Source organism: Novosphingobium sp. 9U (assembly GCF_902506425.1).
Lineage (GTDB): Bacteria > Pseudomonadota > Alphaproteobacteria > Sphingomonadales > Sphingomonadaceae > Novosphingobium.
On sequence record NZ_LR732469.1, the window covers coordinates 842,288 to 859,463 of the forward strand.

General features: G+C 65.0%; 17 protein-coding genes. 8 read left to right on the top strand and 9 right to left on the bottom strand.

The window, feature by feature from the left end:
• Positions 1-54 precede the first annotated feature (54 nt).
• Positions 55-1,728, bottom strand: a complete 1,674-nt coding sequence (locus GV044_RS03850) for an acetolactate synthase large subunit (RefSeq protein WP_159865697.1) — start codon at positions 1,726-1,728, stop codon at positions 55-57.
• Positions 1,729-1,845: 117 nt separating this feature from the next.
• The gene (locus GV044_RS03855; protein WP_371741562.1) at positions 1,846-2,256 is read right to left on the bottom strand and encodes a nuclear transport factor 2 family protein; all 411 of its coding nucleotides are present in this window, start codon (positions 2,254-2,256) and stop codon (positions 1,846-1,848) included.
• Positions 2,257-2,361: 105 nt separating this feature from the next.
• Here GV044_RS03855 and GV044_RS03860 point away from each other — a divergent pair, with 105 nt between their 5' ends.
• From GV044_RS03860 to GV044_RS03870, 3 genes are read left to right on the top strand one after another with little or no spacing between them, the layout of a single operon-like run.
• On the top strand, positions 2,362-3,369 hold the full coding sequence (locus GV044_RS03860; RefSeq protein ID WP_159865700.1) for an NADP-dependent oxidoreductase: 1,008 nt from the start codon (positions 2,362-2,364) through the stop codon (positions 3,367-3,369).
• Between the two features lie 4 nt (positions 3,370-3,373).
• The gene (locus GV044_RS03865) at positions 3,374-3,724 is read left to right on the top strand and encodes a Rieske 2Fe-2S domain-containing protein (protein WP_159865703.1); all 351 of its coding nucleotides are present in this window, start codon (positions 3,374-3,376) and stop codon (positions 3,722-3,724) included.
• A 50-nt stretch (positions 3,725-3,774) separates the two neighbouring features.
• On the top strand, positions 3,775-4,200 hold the full coding sequence (locus GV044_RS03870) for a nuclear transport factor 2 family protein (RefSeq protein WP_159870830.1): 426 nt from the start codon (positions 3,775-3,777) through the stop codon (positions 4,198-4,200).
• Positions 4,201-4,249: 49 nt separating this feature from the next.
• Here GV044_RS03870 and GV044_RS03875 read toward each other — a convergent pair whose 3' ends face one another.
• Together GV044_RS03875 and GV044_RS03880 are read right to left on the bottom strand one after the other, a co-directional pair.
• Positions 4,250-5,017 (bottom strand): SDR family NAD(P)-dependent oxidoreductase, encoded by a 768-nt coding sequence (locus GV044_RS03875; protein WP_159865706.1) that lies wholly within the window; start codon positions 5,015-5,017, stop codon positions 4,250-4,252.
• Between the two features lie 88 nt (positions 5,018-5,105).
• On the bottom strand, positions 5,106-7,388 hold the full coding sequence (locus GV044_RS03880) for a TonB-dependent receptor (RefSeq protein ID WP_159865709.1): 2,283 nt from the start codon (positions 7,386-7,388) through the stop codon (positions 5,106-5,108).
• 155 nt (positions 7,389-7,543) lie between these two features.
• Between GV044_RS03880 and GV044_RS03885 the strand changes: the two genes are divergently transcribed.
• On the top strand, positions 7,544-8,557 hold the full coding sequence (locus tag GV044_RS03885) for an NADP-dependent oxidoreductase (protein ID WP_159870833.1): 1,014 nt from the start codon (positions 7,544-7,546) through the stop codon (positions 8,555-8,557).
• Between the two features lie 58 nt (positions 8,558-8,615).
• Here GV044_RS03885 and GV044_RS03890 read toward each other — a convergent pair whose 3' ends face one another.
• Positions 8,616-9,374, bottom strand: coding sequence for an SDR family NAD(P)-dependent oxidoreductase (locus GV044_RS03890; protein WP_159865712.1), 759 nt, complete (start codon positions 9,372-9,374; stop codon positions 8,616-8,618).
• A gap of 132 nt (positions 9,375-9,506) precedes the next feature.
• On the opposite strand from GV044_RS03890, the gene GV044_RS03895 reads away from it, so the two are divergent.
• A complete protein-coding gene (locus tag GV044_RS03895) occupies positions 9,507-10,307 on the top strand; it encodes an SDR family NAD(P)-dependent oxidoreductase (RefSeq protein ID WP_159865716.1) in 801 nt (266 codons plus the stop codon).
• Positions 10,308-10,309: 2 nt separating this feature from the next.
• On the opposite strand, the gene GV044_RS03900 is transcribed toward GV044_RS03895, so the two are convergent.
• Positions 10,310-11,941 carry an AMP-binding protein gene (locus tag GV044_RS03900; RefSeq protein ID WP_236554685.1) on the bottom strand — a complete coding sequence of 544 codons (1,632 nt, stop codon included), beginning with the start codon at positions 11,939-11,941 and terminating at the stop codon, positions 10,310-10,312.
• A gap of 130 nt (positions 11,942-12,071) precedes the next feature.
• Between GV044_RS03900 and GV044_RS03905 the strand changes: the two genes are divergently transcribed.
• The gene (locus tag GV044_RS03905) at positions 12,072-13,268 is read left to right on the top strand and encodes an aromatic ring-hydroxylating dioxygenase subunit alpha (protein WP_371741563.1); all 1,197 of its coding nucleotides are present in this window, start codon (positions 12,072-12,074) and stop codon (positions 13,266-13,268) included.
• 4 nt (positions 13,269-13,272) lie between these two features.
• Positions 13,273-14,061 (top strand): sugar phosphate isomerase/epimerase, encoded by a 789-nt coding sequence (locus GV044_RS03910; protein WP_159865725.1) that lies wholly within the window; start codon positions 13,273-13,275, stop codon positions 14,059-14,061.
• Between the two features lie 7 nt (positions 14,062-14,068).
• Here GV044_RS03910 and GV044_RS03915 read toward each other — a convergent pair whose 3' ends face one another.
• Positions 14,069-14,755, bottom strand: a complete 687-nt coding sequence (locus GV044_RS03915; RefSeq protein WP_159865728.1) for an SDR family oxidoreductase — start codon at positions 14,753-14,755, stop codon at positions 14,069-14,071.
• A gap of 189 nt (positions 14,756-14,944) precedes the next feature.
• On the opposite strand from GV044_RS03915, the gene GV044_RS03920 reads away from it, so the two are divergent.
• Entirely contained in the window at positions 14,945-16,267 is a 1,323-nt protein-coding gene (locus GV044_RS03920) for an SRPBCC family protein (RefSeq protein WP_159865731.1), read from the top strand.
• Between the two features lie 15 nt (positions 16,268-16,282).
• On the opposite strand, the gene GV044_RS03925 is transcribed toward GV044_RS03920, so the two are convergent.
• A complete protein-coding gene (locus tag GV044_RS03925) occupies positions 16,283-16,639 on the bottom strand; it encodes a putative quinol monooxygenase (protein WP_159865734.1) in 357 nt (118 codons plus the stop codon).
• Positions 16,630-17,175 carry a VOC family protein gene (locus GV044_RS03930; protein ID WP_159865737.1) on the bottom strand — a complete coding sequence of 182 codons (546 nt, stop codon included), beginning with the start codon at positions 17,173-17,175 and terminating at the stop codon, positions 16,630-16,632. Before GV044_RS03930 ends, GV044_RS03925 begins: the two co-directional genes overlap by 10 nt.
• Between the last annotated feature and the right edge of the window lies 1 nt (position 17,176).

Below are 17,176 nucleotides of genomic sequence, written 5' to 3' on the forward strand. Positions count from 1 at the left end.
CCCGGGTTTTATTTGTTCGTGCCCGGTTGTTGCTGTCTGCTTAGGCCCGGGTCATCAGAGCTGGCTGGCGAGGGCCTTTATTTCAGAATTCAGAATCCGGTCGTTTTCGGAGTAGTCCACCGGACAATCGATCAGGTGAACGCCGGGCGTGTTGCGGCAGTGGGCGAGCAGTTCGCCCAGATGCGCGGCGCTCTCGACACGATGCCCAATCGCGCCGTAGCTCTCGGCGTACTTCACGAAGTCCGGATTGCCATAGGTGAGGCCGAAATCCTCGAAGCCCATGTTGGCCTGCTTCCAGCGGATCATGCCGTAGCCGTTGTCGTTCAGGATCAGCACGGTCAGGTTGAGGCCGAGCCGCACGGCGGTCTCCAGCTCCTGGCTGTTCATCATGAACCCGCCATCGCCGCACACCGCCACGATCTTGCGGTCCGGATAGACCATCGCGCTCGCCATGGCGGAGGGCAGACCGGCGCCCATCGTCGCCAGCGCATTGTCGAGCAGCACGGTGTTGGGCCGGCGCGCATTGTAGCCACGCGCAAACCAGATCTTGTAGATGCCGTTGTCGAGGCAGACGATGGCATCGTCGGGCAGCGCCTCGCGCACCTGGCGCACGGCGTAGGGCGGGAAGATGGGAAAGCGCGCGTCATCCGCCAAACGAGCGGTGTGCTCCACTTCGGCCTGGCGGTAGCGCAGCATCGCATCGAAGTTCCACTTCGGCGAGGGCGTGATCGCTTCCTTGATCTGCCACATGGCATTGGCGATATCGCCGATCACTTCGATATGCGGGAAGTAGACCGGGTCGACCTCGGCCGTCTTGGTCGAGACGTGGATCACCGTGCGGGTGTTGCGGGCGCCGTCGTTGTGCATGAAGAACGGCGGCTTCTCGATCACATCGTGGCCGATGTTGACGATGCAGTCCGCGTCTTCGATCGCCCGGTGGACGAAGTCACCGGCGGACAGCGCCGCGCAACCCAGGAACCGCGGATGGCGCTCGTCGATCACGCCCTTACCCAGCTGCGTGGTGAGGAAGGGAATGCAGGTCTTCTCGACGAACTCGCTCAGCATCTTGCTGGTCATCTTGCGATTCGCGCCGGCACCGATCACCAGCAGCGGGCGCTTGGCGCTCTGCAGCGCCTCGACCGCCTGGGCGATCGACTTCACGTCGGCCGTGGGCCGGCGCACGATCGAGCGCGGAACGGCAGCAGACGCGGTATGCTCGTCCGCGATGTCCTCGGGTAGCTCGATATGAGTGGCGCCCGGCTTCTCCTCCTCGGCGATGCGGAAGGCCTCGCGCACGCGGCTGGGGATGTTGTCCGACGAGGCGATCTGATGGGCGTACTTGGTGATCGGCTGCATCATCGAGACCACGTCGAGGATCTGGAAGCGACCTTGCTTGGACTTCTTGATGGGCTTCTGCCCGGTGATCATCAGCATCGGCATGCCGCCCAGCGTGGCGTACGCAGCGGCCGTGACGAAGTTCGTGGCTCCCGGACCCAGGGTCGAGAGGCACACACCGACCTTGCCGGTGAGACGGCCATAAGTCGCCGCCATGAAGCCGGCAGCCTGCTCATGCCGGTTGAGGATCAGCTTGATCTGCTTGGAGCGCGAGAGCGAGTCCAGGAAGTCGAGGTTCTCCTCGCCCGGCACGCCGAAGATGTACTCGACGCCTTCCTGCTCCAGACACTCGATGAAGACGTCGGACGCCTTGCGCTTGTCGCTCTCAGCCATGATCCCTTGATCCCCATCTTCCTCGACCGGCCAACCGGCCGCTGTCACTCTCTTAATGCGTCATGATGGCGGGGCAAATGCCTCTCGTCTCATCGCAGGCAATCGGCGTGGCGATGTTCAGGCCAAGGCCGCTTTCGCTTTCACGGCGGCCCAGAACGGTGCCGCATCGTAGTAGAACGGCTTGATCTCGCAGCACTTGCCGTCGCGGAAGCGGAACACCTCGCACAGTTCTGCGGGTGCCAAAGCCGGATCGGCAAAGCGGAACGACAGAATGGTGACCGCGTGGTCCTTGCCGGCGGTGGTCTCGACCCGGTCGAGTCCGGCGACATCGCACAGGCCCATGACCTTGACGAAGAGGTCGCGGAAGCCGTCCATTCCGCGGTAAGTGCCGGCCATCGGCAGATTGGCGGCTTCGGTCACGAAGAAGTCATCGGTGACCATCTGCGATGCTGCTTCCCAGTCGCCGGCGCCGGTGGCCTCGTACATCCGGTCGACGAATGCGATCATCTCATCAGGCGTCATGGTCATCGTGCGGCTCCTCGTCCCATCGCCTATCTGACGCAGGTGTCCGATGCGGGAACCTAGCGTTTCAGCCAGCATATCGCTTCCATGCGCTTGCCTAAGTTCCGGACCATGGGACAGGTAAGACATATCGTATTGGCACGGCGGCCGGTTGGCATGCCCGCGGTCGAGGATTTCAGGCTGGTGGAGACTGGCCTGCCGGACATCGCGGAAGGCGAGCTGCTGGTCAGGATGCGGGTCGGATCGGTCGACCCGGCGATCCGCGGATTCCTGGACGATCGTCCCAGCTACATCGAACCGGTCGCCATCGACGCGCCGATCAAGGGCATGTCGCTGGGGGAGGTGATCGCCTCGCGCAATCCGGACTATCCCGAGGGCACGCTGGTGCGCGCATTCGCCACCTGGTCCGACCACTACGTGCTCTCGGCTGACAGCTGGGGCATCGAGAAAGTCCTTCCACAGCCCGGCACCGACCTGCACCACTACATGGGCACACTCGGCCCGGTGGGGCTGACCGCTTGGGTGGGCCTTTTCACGATCGGCGAGGCAAAGCCCGGCGAAACCGTGCTCGTGAGCGCGGCGGCGGGTGCCACCGGCTCTACCGTGGGCCAGATCGCAAAGGCGAAGGGCTGCAGGGTGATCGGCCTAGTGGGATCTGCCGAGAAGGCGCAGGTCATCCGTGACCTCGGCTTCGATGCGGCGATCGACTATCGCGCCACGCCGGACATCGCTGCCGAGATCGCCAAAGCCGCGCCGGAGGGTGTCGATGTGTTCTTCGACAATGTCGGGGGCGAGACGCTGGAGGCCGTGCTGCCGCTGATGCGCCTGCACGGGCGCGTGGCGGTATGCGGCATGATCGGGCAGTACAACGATGCGGACCATCCCTTCGGGGTCAAGACGCTGTGGCAGCTCGTGGTGAACCGCATCAAGATGCAGGGCTTCATCACCTTCGATCATCCCGAGGTGCTGGCGCAGGCCCAGGCCGAGCTCGATGCCTGGGTGGCGGAAGGCAAGCTGCGCCCGCTAGCGAACCTGCGCGACGGCTTCGAGACACTTCCGCAAGCGTTCATCGATCTCATGTCCGGCCGCACGATCGGCAAGACGCTGGTGCGGATCTGAGACGATGGACGAAGTCTGGCATAGCGTCGGTGCGGAAAGCGACTTTCCGGAAGACGGCAAGCTGGCGGTGGAACTGGGCGGCTGGAGCGTGCTGATCGTTCGCGCCGAAGACGGTTTCCACGCACTCATCAATCGCTGCACGCACCAGGCGGCGATGCTCTCGCCCGGTCGGGTGCGGCGCGGCGCGATCATGTGCCCGCTGCACGGTGCCCGCTTCGAAGTCGCGACCGGCCGCTGTGTCGGCGGCGCCTACGCCGATCTGCGGCGCTTCGCCGTGCGCAGCGAAGCCGGGTCGATCGAGGTGGCCGTGCCAGCGATGCCGCCGGGGCCGCAGGAGCGACCGGCTGCGATTTGATGCTTGCTACGACACGACGACGCCAAGACTTGATAACGATGGAGACATGGATGCCTTTCACCGGACCCTTCGAGGATCGCCTCGCCATTCGAGAGCTCCTCGAAACCTACGCCGATGCCGTAACTCGCAACGATGCCGAGGCATGGAGCGCGACGTTTGCTGAGGATGCGGAGTGGGCCTTGCCCGACTATCCCGAGATCGGCATCACGCATGGCAAGGCCGCGATCGTCGCCATGTGGGTTGAAGCGATGAAGCACTATCCCGGCATCATGTTCGAAGCCTGGCCGGGCTCGATCGAAGTGCAGGGCGACCACGCCACGATGCGCAGCTATACCTCGGAAGTCTACGATCAGGGTGAATTGACGCTGCGCGATCGCGGTGTCTACGAGGATACTTGCGTGAAGCAGGATGGACGCTGGCTGTTCAAGAGCCGCACTTTTCGCAAATTGCACCGACAGCAGGCGCCGAGGAGCTGAAGGCGCCGATAGACCTTGGGCGGGCGCCATAGGCCCCGCCCATCAGCCTTCACATCGCGGTGGCGCCGCCGTCGACCACGAACTCGCAACCTGTGATGTAGCCGGAATCGTCGCTCGCCAGGAACAGGTTCATGTTGGCGATGTCGAGCGGGCTGCCCATGCGCTGCATGGGGATGGCCGAGACGATCTGCTTGAAGCCTTCGGGATTGTCCCTGCGTGCGACGTCCTGCATCGCGGTCTCGATCATGCCGGGATGCACCGAGTTGCAGCGAATGTTATCGGCCGCGCACTCCATCGCCACGACTTTCGAGAACAGCCGCACGCCGCCCTTCGCTGCCGCGTAAGCGCCGCACATCGTCACGCCGACAAGGCCGGCGATGGAGGACAGGTTCACGATCGAGCCGCCTTGGCCGACCTTGCGCATCAGTGCGACGGCGCGCTGCGTGCCGTAGAATACGCTGTCCAGGTTGACCTTGTTCTGCCGCTCCCAGTCCGCGGCCGTCAGTTCCGGAAGGGGCTTGAGAATGGCGATGCCGGCGTTGTTCACCAGCACGTCCAGGCGGCCGTGGCCTTGTTCGATCGTGGCGAAGACTTCGTCCCATGAGGCCTCGCTCGTGACGTCCTGCGCCAAGGCCTGGGCCTGGCCACCGGCCTGTTCGATGACGCCCACGACTTCGTCCGCACCGCCCTTGTCGAGGTCGGTGACGTAGACGAAGGCACCTTCCTCCGCGAAGCGCTGCGCCGTTGCGGCACCCAAGCCGCGCAGTCCGCCAGCGCCGGTTACCAGCGCGATCTTGCCTTCAAGCCGACCCGTCATTGCGTTTCCTTTCTGCTAAAAACGAGAATGCGTGCAGGTTGGGAGACACCTGCACGCACTCCGAGTGCACCCGGTCTATCCGGATGCGTCAGTACTTGATGCCCAGCGTCAGACCGTAGCTGCGCGGCTCGCGTGCGTTGCCGAACGCGAACAGGCCGCCCACGGTGAAGCCGTGCGTAGGGCCGCGATCGTCGAGCAGGTTGCGGCCGAATGCGGTCAGGTGCGCCTCGGTGTTGCCCAGGTTGAAGCGCGTGGTCAGGCTAGCGTCTAGCAGGTTCTGCTTGTCGGTGCGCACCCGCGGGTCGTTGCCGGTGACGATCGCGGGCCCGATGGTGGTGTTGCCGGTCAGGCCACCGATCGAGATCTGCTGGTCGTAGCGGCCGATGTAGCGGTATCCGATGTTACCGACCACCTCACCGAACGATGTCGGCACAGTGTAGTTGGCGCCAAAGGAGGCTGTCATCTTCGGGTTGTAGATCAGGTCGTTGTTCGAGAAGTCGAACGGGATCACCGCTCCGGTCACCGGCGAAATGCCGCCGACGATGAAGTCCTTGAACTTGGACTTGAGGAAGCCGACCGCGCCGGTGATCGCCAGACCGTCCGCAGGCTTGAGGGTGAAGTCGCCCTCGATGCCCTTGATCGTCGCCGAGCCGACGTTTGAAGTCACCGTCTCGTTCTGCGTCGCGCAAGTCGAGCAGAAGATGTTGTTGTTCTGCTGCAGGTCCTTGTACTTGGACACGAACCCGGCGAGATTGACCTGGAGCATGCCGTCCATCAGGTCGAACTTGCCGCCCACTTCGTAGCTGTCGACCGTCTCGGGGCCATAAGCGCGGCTGGCGCTCGCGGCCGACCCGGCGCGCGGACTGAAGCCGCCCGAGCGGTAGCCGCGCGACCAGGACGCATAGAGCATGACGTCGCTGTTGGGCCGGTAATCGACGCCGATCTTGGGCGTGAACTTCTTGAAGCTGTCCGAACCCTGGCCGATCAGGACGCCACCGAAGGCGTTGCTGAGCGCCTTCTTGTCCCGCGTGAAGCGACCGCCGAACGATAGGCGGAACTTGTCCGCAAAGGCCCAGTTGAAATCGCCGAACACCGCGACCGAGCGGGTCTTGCCCTCGACATGCTGCGGGTTCTTGTCGAACACGCGGGGATCGACACCGGGGCTGAACCCGAAGACGCGCGTGTACTGATCCAGATCGTAGTTCGAGCGGAAGTAGTATGCGCCCACAACGTAGTCGAACTTGGGCGTCAGGTTCCCGGATGCACGCAGCTCCTGGCTGAACTGGTCGTACTTCTGGCCACGGTAGACATAGTACAGGTCAGTCGAGCTACCGTCGAAGTCCTGCGTCTGCGCTTCCTTAGACTCGCGGTAACCGGTCACCGAGGTGAGCTTCACGTCACCCACGTCCAGGTTCATCTCCAGCGTGGCAGCGGGGGCGCTGTAGCGGCCGGTGTTCGGCTCTCCGAAAACGGTGTAGAGATCGCCGGTGTTGTTGCGGTTGCACTGTTCCGCCGGCGCAAGACCGCAGAACAACTCGCTCGAGTTGGTTAGGACCGAGACCACGGGATCGAACTTCTGGACCTGCTTCTCCAAGGTCAGCAGCGCTTCGAAGTTGTCGGTCGGCGTGGCGAGCAGGCTCAGGCCGAAGTTCTCGTTGTTCGATCCGCCGCGGCGGCGTCCATCCTGGGCCTGGCGGTACCAGCCGTCGGACTCGTTGTGGAAGTAGAAACCCTTCAGCGCCAAGCTATCGCCCAGCGGCACGTTGACCACCGCGCGGGTGGCGAGCGTGTCGAACTTGCCGTAGGAGACCTCCGCCTTGACGCCGAGCTTGCCGGTGGGCCGGCTGCGGCGGATGCTGATCACGCCGCCGATGGTGTTGCGTCCGAACAGGGTGCCCTGGGGGCCGCGCAGGACTTCGATCTGCTCGATGTCGAAGAAGTCGAAGTATTGACCCGTGCTGGTGCCGATGAACACGCCGTCTACGACGACGCCGACGGTCGGTTCGGCCGATTTCTCCACGTCGGCATAAGTCAGGCCGCGGATCGAGAGGTTGGCCGCGGCGGCCCCTGAGGCTTGGTTGGTGATGATCAGGTTGGGAGCGGTGCCCATCAGGTCACCGATGTTCACCGCCGCCTTGTCTTCGATCATCGCCGCGTTGACCGCAGTGATGGCGACGGGGGTGTCCTGCAGCGTTTCCGAGCGGCGGCGTGCCGACACGATGATTTCGTTGGGATCGGCGGATGCCGCCGCTTCTGCTGCCGCAGTGTCCTGCGCCAGAGCAGGCGCCGAAACGCACGTGAGTGCGCTGGTCGTGAGCGCAAGCTTGACGAGCGCGGCCGACCACGCTCCGCGATTACATGCGGATGCCATCAGTTTATCCTCCCGGCGTGGCGCTGAATTCGTCGGCGCCTTCGCTTCATCATCACTATGCCTCCAATGGTCGCTGTCCCTAACTGACGAATTGCATAGGTGCGGGTGACGCGCGAACCACCGATCAGGTGAGCACTTCCCAGGAGATCGATGCCATGAACGAGAACCGCCGCTTCCTGCTCGCGCGCAGGCCGCAGGGAGAACCTGTCCGCGAGGATTTCTCGCTCGTCACGCAGCCCATCCCGGCCCCTCCGCCGGGCGGGTTGGTCGTACGTAATCACTTCGCCTCGCTAGACCCTGCGCAGCGTGGCTGGATGGACGATGCGGAGAGCTACATGCCGCCGATCCCGCTCGGCGATCCGGTGCGCGCGACGACGGTCGGCGTGGTCCACGCTTCCGACAATCCGGACTTCGCAGTCGGGCAGTGGGTCATGGGCCTCAATGCGCTGGAGGACTATTCAGTGGCGGTGCCCGGTGGCTTCACCATGCCGATCGACGCGGATGCGGTGTCCTCTCCCTCCAACTACCTTTCGGCCTTGGGAGCGGTGGGCCTGACGGCGTACTTCGGCCTGGCGGACGTTGCCAAGCCGCAGCCGGGCGAGACGCTACTGGTGTCGGGAGCTGCGGGTGCGGTCGGTTCGGCGGTGGGCCAGATCGGCAAGATCATGGGCTGCCGCGTGGTCGGCATCGCCGGTGGGGCCGACAAGTGCCGCCGGCTGATTGAGGACTACGGGTTCGATGCGGCGATCGACTACAAGGGGAAGGGCCATGAGGAACTGGTCGCAGCGATCAACGCCGCCGCGCCCGATGGCGTGAACGTCGTGTTCGAGAACGTCGGCGGTGCGGTGCTGGAAGCGGAAGTCTTCACTCTGGCTCACAACGCCCGCATCGTCCTGTGCGGCCTGATCAGCGAATACAACGCCACCGAGAAGGTGGGCCTGCGCAACCTGTGGCAGATCCTGGCGCGCCGGGCGACGATCCACGGCTTCCTGATCGCTGACTATGCACACCGCTTCGCCGAGGGGGGCGCGCAGATGGCGCAGTGGCTGGGCGAGGGAAAGCTGCGCGCGGACGAGGACGTGCAGGAAGGCCTGGAGAACGCCTACGACGCCTTCATGCGGCTGTTCTCCGGCGCCAACACCGGCAAGCTGGTCCTCAAGATCGCATAACGAAACGGCGGCTCCGGGAAGGAGCCGCCGCGTACGTGTTCGGCAAAGCGAGCGGACGTCAGAACTGGACGCGCTTGGTATAACCGCCGTCGATGATTACGTTGGTGCCGGTCGTGTAGGACGATGCGGAGCTGGACAGGAAGACGATAGTCTTCGCCACTTCCTCGGCGCCGCCCCAGCGGCCGAGCGCGAACGATGCTTCGGTGGCGTCGTAGAGTTCGGGCGCGGCCTGCTGGATGGCTTCCCAGTTGCCACCCGCGAACTTGATCGGGCCCGGCGAGACGCAGTTCACGCGGATGCCCTGCGCGCCGACTTGCTGGCCGAGCTGGCCCGAATACGCGATCAGCGCGGCCTTCAGGGCGTTGAAGGCCTGTGGCACGATGAAGGTCTCGGTTCCGGCGGTCGATCCCATGATGACGATGGCGCCATCGCCCGACTTCTCCAGGTACGGCAGCAGGGTTTCGCACCCGAGCACGGTGCCCTTGATGTCGGCGTTGAAGCAGGCTTCCCAGTCGCCGGTCGCGCCCGAGCCCGAGGCGCTGGCTCCGGGAACGAAGATGTCGCAACCGCCCAGGCGGTCCGCCGCCGAAGTCAGCCAGGCGACGTAGGCTTCGTGGTCCAGCATATCGAGCGGCTCGCCGATGACCTTGCCGCCATGGCGGGAGAGGACTTCCACCGTCTCGGCGACCTGGTCGGCATTGCGCGAGAAGAAGGCGATGTCGCAGCCTTCCTCGGCATAGATCTCGAGCGCGGCGCGGCCGATCCCGCGGCTACCGCCCGTCAGAATGACCTTCTTGCCCTTCAATCCCAGATCCATGGTGCCTCTCCTTGTTATCGCACGATCGTCGCAGGTCATGTTCGACCCTGCGGCCGCGGGCCACTCCTATTTTGGTCAGGACGGGGCTGCAAAGGGCCATGCTAGCCCGGCGCAAAGACGATGGAGAGAGCGATGGGAAGGCTGGATGGCAAACGTGCGGTGATCGTCGGGGCAAGCAGCCCAGACAACATGGGCCAGCACATCGCCCAGCGCTTTCTGGCCGAGGGCGCGCGCGTGCTCGTTTCCGGGCGCAAGGAGGATGTGCTCGCCGATTTCGCTGCGGCGCACGGCTGCCATTTCGCCGTGTGCGACCTCACCGACGAGCAGAGCCTCGATCATCTCGGCCAGGCGGCGATGGACCATCTGGGTGGCATCGATATCGCCATCAACGCGACGGGTTGGGGCCTGCTAAAGCCGTTCCTGGAGACCACCCATGACGAGCTGATGGGCCTCACCATGCTGCAGTATGTCGGGCCCTTCCACTTCTTCCAGGCGATGCTGCGTCGCATGGCGCGCAGCCATGGAGGGAACGGCGGCTCGCTCATTCAGATCAGCTCGGCCACCGCGACGATCATGCTGAACGATCACGCCGCCTACATGGGCACCAAGGCCGGCGCCGACCACGTTGTGCGCTGCATCGCCCACGAGTTCGGCAGCGAAGGCGTGCGCGCCAACTCGATCTCGCCGGGACTGACCGACACCCCGATGACAGCAGAAGCCATGCAGGTGCCGGGGCTCGCCGAAGCGTTTCTGGCCGGCTATCCGCTGGGCCGCATCGGCACTTCGGACGACATCGCCGCGGCGGCCGTGTGGCTCGCCAGCGACGAATGTTTCATGACCGGCGAGAACCTGCAGGTGAACGGCGGCCTGACCTTGCGCCGCAACCCGATGAACAGCGAGATTGCCGCCGCCATCGCCGCTGCGGCAGGATGATCTCAGCCCGGAACGGCGTCGACCAGCGCCTTGACCTCCGCGCGCAGCAGGTCCTTGCGGACCTTGCCCGAGGCGGTGCGCGGCAGGTCTTCGCGGAACTCGAAGCGTTCAGGGATCTTCTGTCGCGCGAGGCCGCTGCTGGTCACGTGCTCAGCCAGCGCGGCAGCCGAGGGCGCATCGGCGCGCGCGACGACGTAGGCGCAGACCCCTTCGCCGAGCCGCGCGTGCGGCATCGCGACGACCGCAGCCTCGCGCACGTGCGGATGGGCGTGCAGCACGTCTTCGATCTCCTTGGCGGAGATGTTTTCGCCGCCGCGGATGATCAGGTCCTTCTTGCGACCGGTGACGGTGATCGCGCCTTGTGGCGTGCGCACGCCGAGGTCGCCGGTGCGGAAGAACCCGTCCGCGGTGATCGCCTCGCGGGTCTGCGCTTCGTCGGCGTAGCCCAGCAGCATGGCGGGGCCGCGCGCCAGGATTTCCCCTTCGGCGCCATCCGACAGATCGCGATCGTCGCCATCGACGATCCGGACCTCGTAGTCGACGATGGCGCCGTCGGTCGTGGCGGCGAGGTGCTCGTCGCTGGGCCACCCGAACGACACCAGCGGCACTTCCGACGCTCCGAATACGCGAAAGGCCCGGCATCTGGCGAAGGCCGCATTGGCCGCGGGGATCAAGTCGCTTGGCACCGCCGCCCCGCCGCATGCGAAGAAGCGCAGAGAGGGCAGGCGCTTGCCGCTGTCGCGAGCGGCTGCCGCCAGCTCGACCAGGAAAGGCGTCGCCGCCACTGTTCCCACCAGGCTGTGCCGGTCGATCAGCGTCAGCGCGGCTTGCGCGTCCCAGCCATCCATCAGCACTGTACTGGTGCCGCAGATGAAAGGCGCCTCCAGACCATTGGCATAGCCCGACACGTGGGTCACCGGCGAGGGCATGAGCGTCGCCTCTCCTGGCTTCAATCCCCAGAACGTACCGCTCTGGCGCAGCACCCGCGCGATCGCGACATGGCTGTGGAGCACGCCCTTCGGGCGCCCGGTCGTGCCCGAGGTGTAGAGCACCATCTTGACGCCCAAGGGTTCGACCTTCGGCCGGGCGAAGGCAACGCCACGCCCTTCGGCTAGTAGCGCAGCATAATCGTTGTCGCCTTCGCCACGCACGGTGAAGACATGGCGCAGTTCGGGCAAGTCGCCGGCAAGACGCTGCGCCATTGCGGCATAGTCGAACTTGCGCACACCGCCGGGCACGAAGAGTGCCTTGGCTCCGCAGTCGGCGAGCATCTGCGAGACTTCGTGATCGCGGTAGATCGGCACGATCGGGTTGACCACCAGGCCGGACATCGCGGCTGCCAGGTTGATGACAAGCGCCTCGTGCCAGTTAGGCACCTGGAACGCGAGGACCTCACCAGGGCGCATGCCGCGGGCGTGGAGCGCGGCGCTCAAGGCCTCGGCATCGGCGAGCGCCTGCGCGCGGGTGATCTGCACTGCGCCGTCGATCAGCAGCACGAACTCCGGATCGTCCTGCGCCAGAGCTTCGGCGTGATCGGCGATCGTGCGCTCGTCCCACAAACCGGTGCCGGCGTAGCGCTGCAGGTGCGCAGGCGGCGTGGTGAGCCACGCCCAGGGCTTCTGTGTCCTCTCCATCATGGCGGAGGCGTGCCCCGGCTCAGGCGCCCGGCCAACTGGCCAAAGTGTCAAGGCTTGCACCGCAACCTAACACCTTGCGCAGCTTGCGAGGGGCGCCGCGTGCCGACATTCTGGTACGAGATAAGGTATGTCGAGAGGACGTCATTTGGACCGGGTACAGCAGATTGGCGACGCCGCCGAGATCATGCTCGATTATGTCGAGAACAAAAAGACGTTCCAGACCGACCGTACCTTCAAGGTACCGACCCAAAGCTACACCGACCCCGACCAGTTCAAGGCGGAGATGGAGCTGGTGTTCAAGCGGGTTCCGCTGATGCTGGCGTTCACCGCGGAGCTGCCGAACCCGGGCGATTACAAAGCGATGGAGGCGATCGGCCTGCCGGTGCTGATTGCGCGCGACAAGCAGGGCACGGTGCGCGCGTTCCTCAATGTCTGCTCGCACCGCGGGGCGCCGGTCGCAGCCGACGGACACGGCAACTGCGCGCGGTTCACCTGCAAGTACCATTCGTGGACTTACGGCCAGGACGGACGGCTGATCGGTATCTCCGAGGCGAGCACCTTCGGCGATGTCGACAAGAGCGCGATGGGCCTGCGGCAGCTTCCGTGCGAGGAGCGCAGCGGCATGATCTTCGTGTGCCTCACGCCCAATGCGCCGATGGATCTCGACAACCACTTTCGCGGTTTTCTGGAAGATTTCGACGCTCTCGATTTCGCGAACTGGACTTATCTCGGCAGCCGCACCATCGAAGGCGCCAACTGGAAAGTCGCCTACGACGGCTACCTCGAAGGCTATCACTTCAAGTCGCTGCACCCCGAGACGATCTTTCCGCGCACGCCGTCCAACTGCACGCATTACGAGGGCTTCGGTCCCAACATGCGCATCGGCTTTCCGCAGCACTCGATCTGCGAGCAGCTGAAGGACGTGCCGCGGCAGGACTGGGGCACGCGCGAGAACTATGGGTATGATTTCGTGCGTATCTTCTTCCCCAACGTGTCGATCTTCATCGCGCCGGAGATTACGCAAGTCGCGCAGCTCTTCCCCGGGCCGACGCCCGATCGCAACCGCACGGTGCTGAACTATCTGCGCCGCGATCCGGTGAAGGACGATGCCGACCGTGCAGGCGTGGAAGCGGCGATGAACTTCTTCCGCGATGTCACCTTTCAGGAGGACTACCTGATCGGCCTGGAGATCCAGCGCGGCCTGGAGTCAGGCGCGCACGACGAACTCGTGTTCGGCCGCAATGAGCGCGGAAATCAGTACTTCCACGAGTGGCTCAACTGGTACCTGGAGGACGACGCCTCGCAGCCCGAACCCCGGATGTAGGCGGGTGCGCAAGCTCTCGCTCGCGTCGGGCGTGCTGCCCGAGTTCGGCGCTCTCGATGTGGTTCGCGCGGGCGCCGAGTCGGGGTTCGATGCGGTGGGACTGTGGGTCGATCCCGCAGTCTGGCGGGCGGCGGATACCCGCGCCGCAAAGTCTGCGCTCGCCGGTACGGACCTCGACCTGCTCGATGTCGAGGTGGTCTGGCTCAAGCCGGACACGCCCTTGGACGGGCACCGCAAGATCATCGACATAGGGATGGAGCTAGGTGCGGCCAACGTGCTGTGCGTCTCGTCCCATCCCGACGTGGAAACGACCGCTGACCAATTGGCGGCGCTTTGCCGGCACGCCGAGGCCTCGCAGATGCGGGTCGCGCTGGAGTTCGGGGTGTTCACTGCGGTCAATGATCTGAGCGCGGCGCTGGCGGTGGTCGAACGTGTGGCGCACCCGCTGGCCGCAGTGCTGGTCGATCCGATCCACGTCGACCGCTCCGGCACCACAGTGGCGCAGATCGCCGCGATCGATCCGGCGCTGCTGCCCTACGCGCAGTTCTGCGATGCACCTGCGACCCGGCCCGATCTGGACGACTTCGATGCGGTCATCCACGATGCCATCGACTTGCGCGAGCAGTGCGGAGAGGGCGCGCTCCCGCTGACGGCCATGCTGGAGGCACTGCCCGGCGACATTCCGCTCTCGATCGAGCTGCGCTCAGCCGCTCTGCGCGACGCCTACAGCGACCCGACCGCCCGAGCGGTCGCCGTGCTCCAGGCAACGCGCGCCTGGCTGGGTGCGCGCTGAGCCCAAGCTACCAGGCGTGCGGCTCGCCATTCCACTTGTAAAACCCGCCTGACATCTCGGGGGTGAGGCCCTCGGCCAAGGCGACGATCCCTTCGGCGCTCTCTTGCGGCGTGAGGTCGGCCTGCGGCCCACCCATGTCGGTTTGCACCCAGCCCGGATGCACGCTGACCGCGATGACGCCGCGATCCTTCACGCCCAGCGCCAGCGACACCATCAGCCGGTGCAGCGCGGCCTTGGACGCCGAGTAGGACTCATAGCCCGCGTAGGGCCAGGTCGAGGCGCCGACTTGGCTGCCGAAACTGACGATCCGCGATCCTGCGGCGAGGCGGCGATTGAAGGCCTGGAAGACGCGCATCGGTCCACTGACGTTGACGTTGAACACGTCGGCCCAGTCGGCGAAGTCCGCGCTTTCCAGCTCGGACTGCGTGCTGCCCGATACGCCTGCGACGTTGTAGAGCACGTCGATGGTGTCGCCGCCGGTGTCGGCCGCGCCTGCCTTCACTGAGGCATCGTCGCCCACGTCCATGGCGTGGACGGAAAGGAGGCCATTGGACGCGGCGGCCATGTCATTGAGCTCGCCGGTTCGGCTGGGATCGCGCACCAGCGCATAGACCCGGTCGCCCTTGGCGAGATGCAGGCGGACAAGCTCCAGCGCGATACCCCGTCCTGCGCCGGTGATTGCTACGTTCGCCATCGTCATCTCCCGAGAATGTTTCGCCCATGTGGGGACGAGGCCTGGCGCCATGCACCTGTTTTTTTTCGCAGGTGAGTGACGGGGCCACCCGGCAGCATAACGCTGGCAAACCCGCGCGGACGCACAAGTCGGCGAGATGGCTCAATAATGCGGCAGGTCCCGTCAAGGCCCCGCGAGAGGACCAGGATCATGAACGTTCAAAGCACCGTTTCGCGCTACTCGCCCGAGTTCGACATGCCGGTGCGCGGCGACACGATCACGGCCGAGCGCTACATCTCCAAGGAGTGGATGGACCTGGAGATGAAGAACGTCTGGCCCAAGGTCTGGCACCTGGGCGGCGTTCTGGCGGATCTGGAAGAGCCTGGCGACATCATCCGCCACAACTTCGCCAAGGAGTCGGTCATCATGGTCCGGCAGGAGGACGGCTCTATCCGGGCGTTCTACAACGCTTGCCCGCACCGCGGGAACCGGCTGGTGCTGGGCGAGGCGACCAGCGTGCCCCGGATCGTGTGCAGCTACCACAACTGGACCTTCGATCTCGACGGGACCCTGGCGAAAGTGCAGGATCCCGAGGACTTCGCCGGCGGCAGTCCATGCGGGCGCGTCCACTTGTCCGAGCTGCGCTGCGACACCTGGGGTCCCTTCGTATTCTGGTGCATGGACGACGACGTCGCGCCGCTGCATGAGTGGCTGGCGCCGTTCCCCGAGCGCTTGGCGGGGTATGGTCTCGAGAACTGGGTGCGCGTGCTCAATCTTTCGGTCGATTGCGAGTTCAACTGGAAGATCATCCGCGATAACTTCAACGAGAGCTATCACCTGCCCACCATCCACCCGGAGCTGGCGACCTTCATCAACGATGGCCTTCCCGATACGCTGTTCGAGATGTACCCCTCGGGTCACAATTCGATGTGGATGAAGGGCCATCAGGCGACCACGCGCGTCGACTACCACACTACCGAAGTGCCTGCCCCGCTCGACCAGATCGCGCGGGCCTGGGACATCGATCCGGCCGAGTACCACGGCCGCACCGGCGACCTGCGCGCGGCCGTGATCGAGGCCAAGCGGCGGCTCGGCCCCTCGCGCGGGTTCACCAACTATGACAGCATGACCGACCAGCAACTGGTCGACTACTTCCACTGCACGCTGTTCCCCAACCTCACCCTGACGATGAGCCCGGAGCAGATGCAGGTCCTGCGCACCGAGCCGCACCCGACCGACCCCGAGAAGTGCGTGTTCCAGCACTGGTGCCTCTATCCGCCGGTAGAAGGCATGCGCGAGGTGGAGACACCGATCGGCACCGTGCCGCTCCGGCACGACGCAGTTGCGCGCCACTCCGTCTATGGCGACGGCGTTTCGGTGGGCTTTGTCGCCGATCAGGACCTGTCGATCGGCACCAGCCAGCAGCAGGGCTTGAACTCGCGCGGGTTCAAGGGCTGCATCCTGCCCGATCAGGAGAAGCGCGTGCAGCGCTTCCACGAGTTGCTCAATGACATGGTGCACCCCGGCGCCTGAGGCGCCGGGCTTAGCTCAGAGGGTTACCCCGAAGATCTCTGTCCGGGGCCAACCGTCTTCGCCGTAGACGGGCTCGATGCCGGCGACCGAGTAGATCTGCACCGCAAACCCGGTCAGCTCGAACCGGCCCAGATGCTCGCGCATGGCTTTGTACGAGCTATGCGCGAAGTGCTCGAGCAGCGCGCGTTCGCTCTCCCACTCCTCGTAGACGTGGATCAGGCCAGGATCGAGCGGGTCGACGGCCCAGTTGTATGCCACGCAGCCGTCTTCCTCACGGCTCGAAGCGATGTGTTGCGCGCCGCCGCGGATTATGGCGACGCAAGCCTCCTCGCCTCCGGCAAAGCGGAGCGTTCCGGCGACGATTAGGCGCATGACTGGTCCCCTGTGGTCTGTACCGGAATGGTCTGGATCGGGCGGATGGCGTCGCTCATGTGGATCTCGAGGATCTCGAAGACATTGCCGAAGAAGTCGCGGCAGTAAGTGCCGGCGTAGCCGTGCTTCTGGCCGTCAGCATCGATGGTGATCGTCGAGAGATCGGGCGGCGTGTGCACGTGCAGGCCGGCGGCGACGATGCGCTCATGCACCGCCGCCACATCCTCGACTTGCAGCGCAATATGCGTGTACCCGTATTCGTTGACGCTACGCCCCGGCTGAAGCGGCGCCTGGACGGGTGCGCTGTATTCGAACACCTCGATTTGCAGATTGCCCAGGCGGCAGAAGAACTGGCGCGCGGCGCTGCCCTGCAGACCCACGACCTTGTCGATGAAGGGATTGCCGGACCACTCCATCGGCGCGACCTCCTCTATTGCGCCCAGAATGCCGATGTAGAACGCGCGCGCCTTGGCGAGGTCTGGAACCGAGACGCCGATGTGGTGGATGCCGACGATGCCGGGAAGACTGCTGACCATA

Excerpts from the sequence above, each read along its gene's own strand:
- GV044_RS03850 (WP_159865697.1), bottom strand. The coding sequence starts at position 1,728 with ATGGCTGAGAGCGACAAGCGCAAGGCGTCCGACGTCTTCATCGAGTGT.
- GV044_RS03855 (WP_371741562.1), bottom strand. The coding sequence starts at position 2,256 with ATGACCATGACGCCTGATGAGATGATCGCATTCGTCGACCGGATGTAC.
- GV044_RS03860 (WP_159865700.1), top strand. The coding sequence starts at position 2,362 with ATGGGACAGGTAAGACATATCGTATTGGCACGGCGGCCGGTTGGCATG.
- GV044_RS03865 (WP_159865703.1), top strand. The coding sequence starts at position 3,374 with ATGGACGAAGTCTGGCATAGCGTCGGTGCGGAAAGCGACTTTCCGGAA.
- GV044_RS03870 (WP_159870830.1), top strand. The coding sequence starts at position 3,775 with ATGCCTTTCACCGGACCCTTCGAGGATCGCCTCGCCATTCGAGAGCTC.
- GV044_RS03875 (WP_159865706.1), bottom strand. The coding sequence starts at position 5,017 with ATGACGGGTCGGCTTGAAGGCAAGATCGCGCTGGTAACCGGCGCTGGC.
- GV044_RS03880 (WP_159865709.1), bottom strand. The coding sequence starts at position 7,388 with ATGGCATCCGCATGTAATCGCGGAGCGTGGTCGGCCGCGCTCGTCAAG.
- GV044_RS03885 (WP_159870833.1), top strand. The coding sequence starts at position 7,544 with ATGAACGAGAACCGCCGCTTCCTGCTCGCGCGCAGGCCGCAGGGAGAA.
- GV044_RS03890 (WP_159865712.1), bottom strand. The coding sequence starts at position 9,374 with ATGGATCTGGGATTGAAGGGCAAGAAGGTCATTCTGACGGGCGGTAGC.
- GV044_RS03895 (WP_159865716.1), top strand. The coding sequence starts at position 9,507 with ATGGGAAGGCTGGATGGCAAACGTGCGGTGATCGTCGGGGCAAGCAGC.
- GV044_RS03900 (WP_236554685.1), bottom strand. The coding sequence starts at position 11,941 with ATGGAGAGGACACAGAAGCCCTGGGCGTGGCTCACCACGCCGCCTGCG.
- GV044_RS03905 (WP_371741563.1), top strand. The coding sequence starts at position 12,072 with ATGTCGAGAGGACGTCATTTGGACCGGGTACAGCAGATTGGCGACGCC.
- GV044_RS03915 (WP_159865728.1), bottom strand. The coding sequence starts at position 14,755 with ATGGCGAACGTAGCAATCACCGGCGCAGGACGGGGTATCGCGCTGGAG.
- GV044_RS03920 (WP_159865731.1), top strand. The coding sequence starts at position 14,945 with ATGAACGTTCAAAGCACCGTTTCGCGCTACTCGCCCGAGTTCGACATG.
- GV044_RS03925 (WP_159865734.1), bottom strand. The coding sequence starts at position 16,639 with ATGCGCCTAATCGTCGCCGGAACGCTCCGCTTTGCCGGAGGCGAGGAG.
- GV044_RS03930 (WP_159865737.1), bottom strand. The coding sequence starts at position 17,175 with ATGGTCAGCAGTCTTCCCGGCATCGTCGGCATCCACCACATCGGCGTC.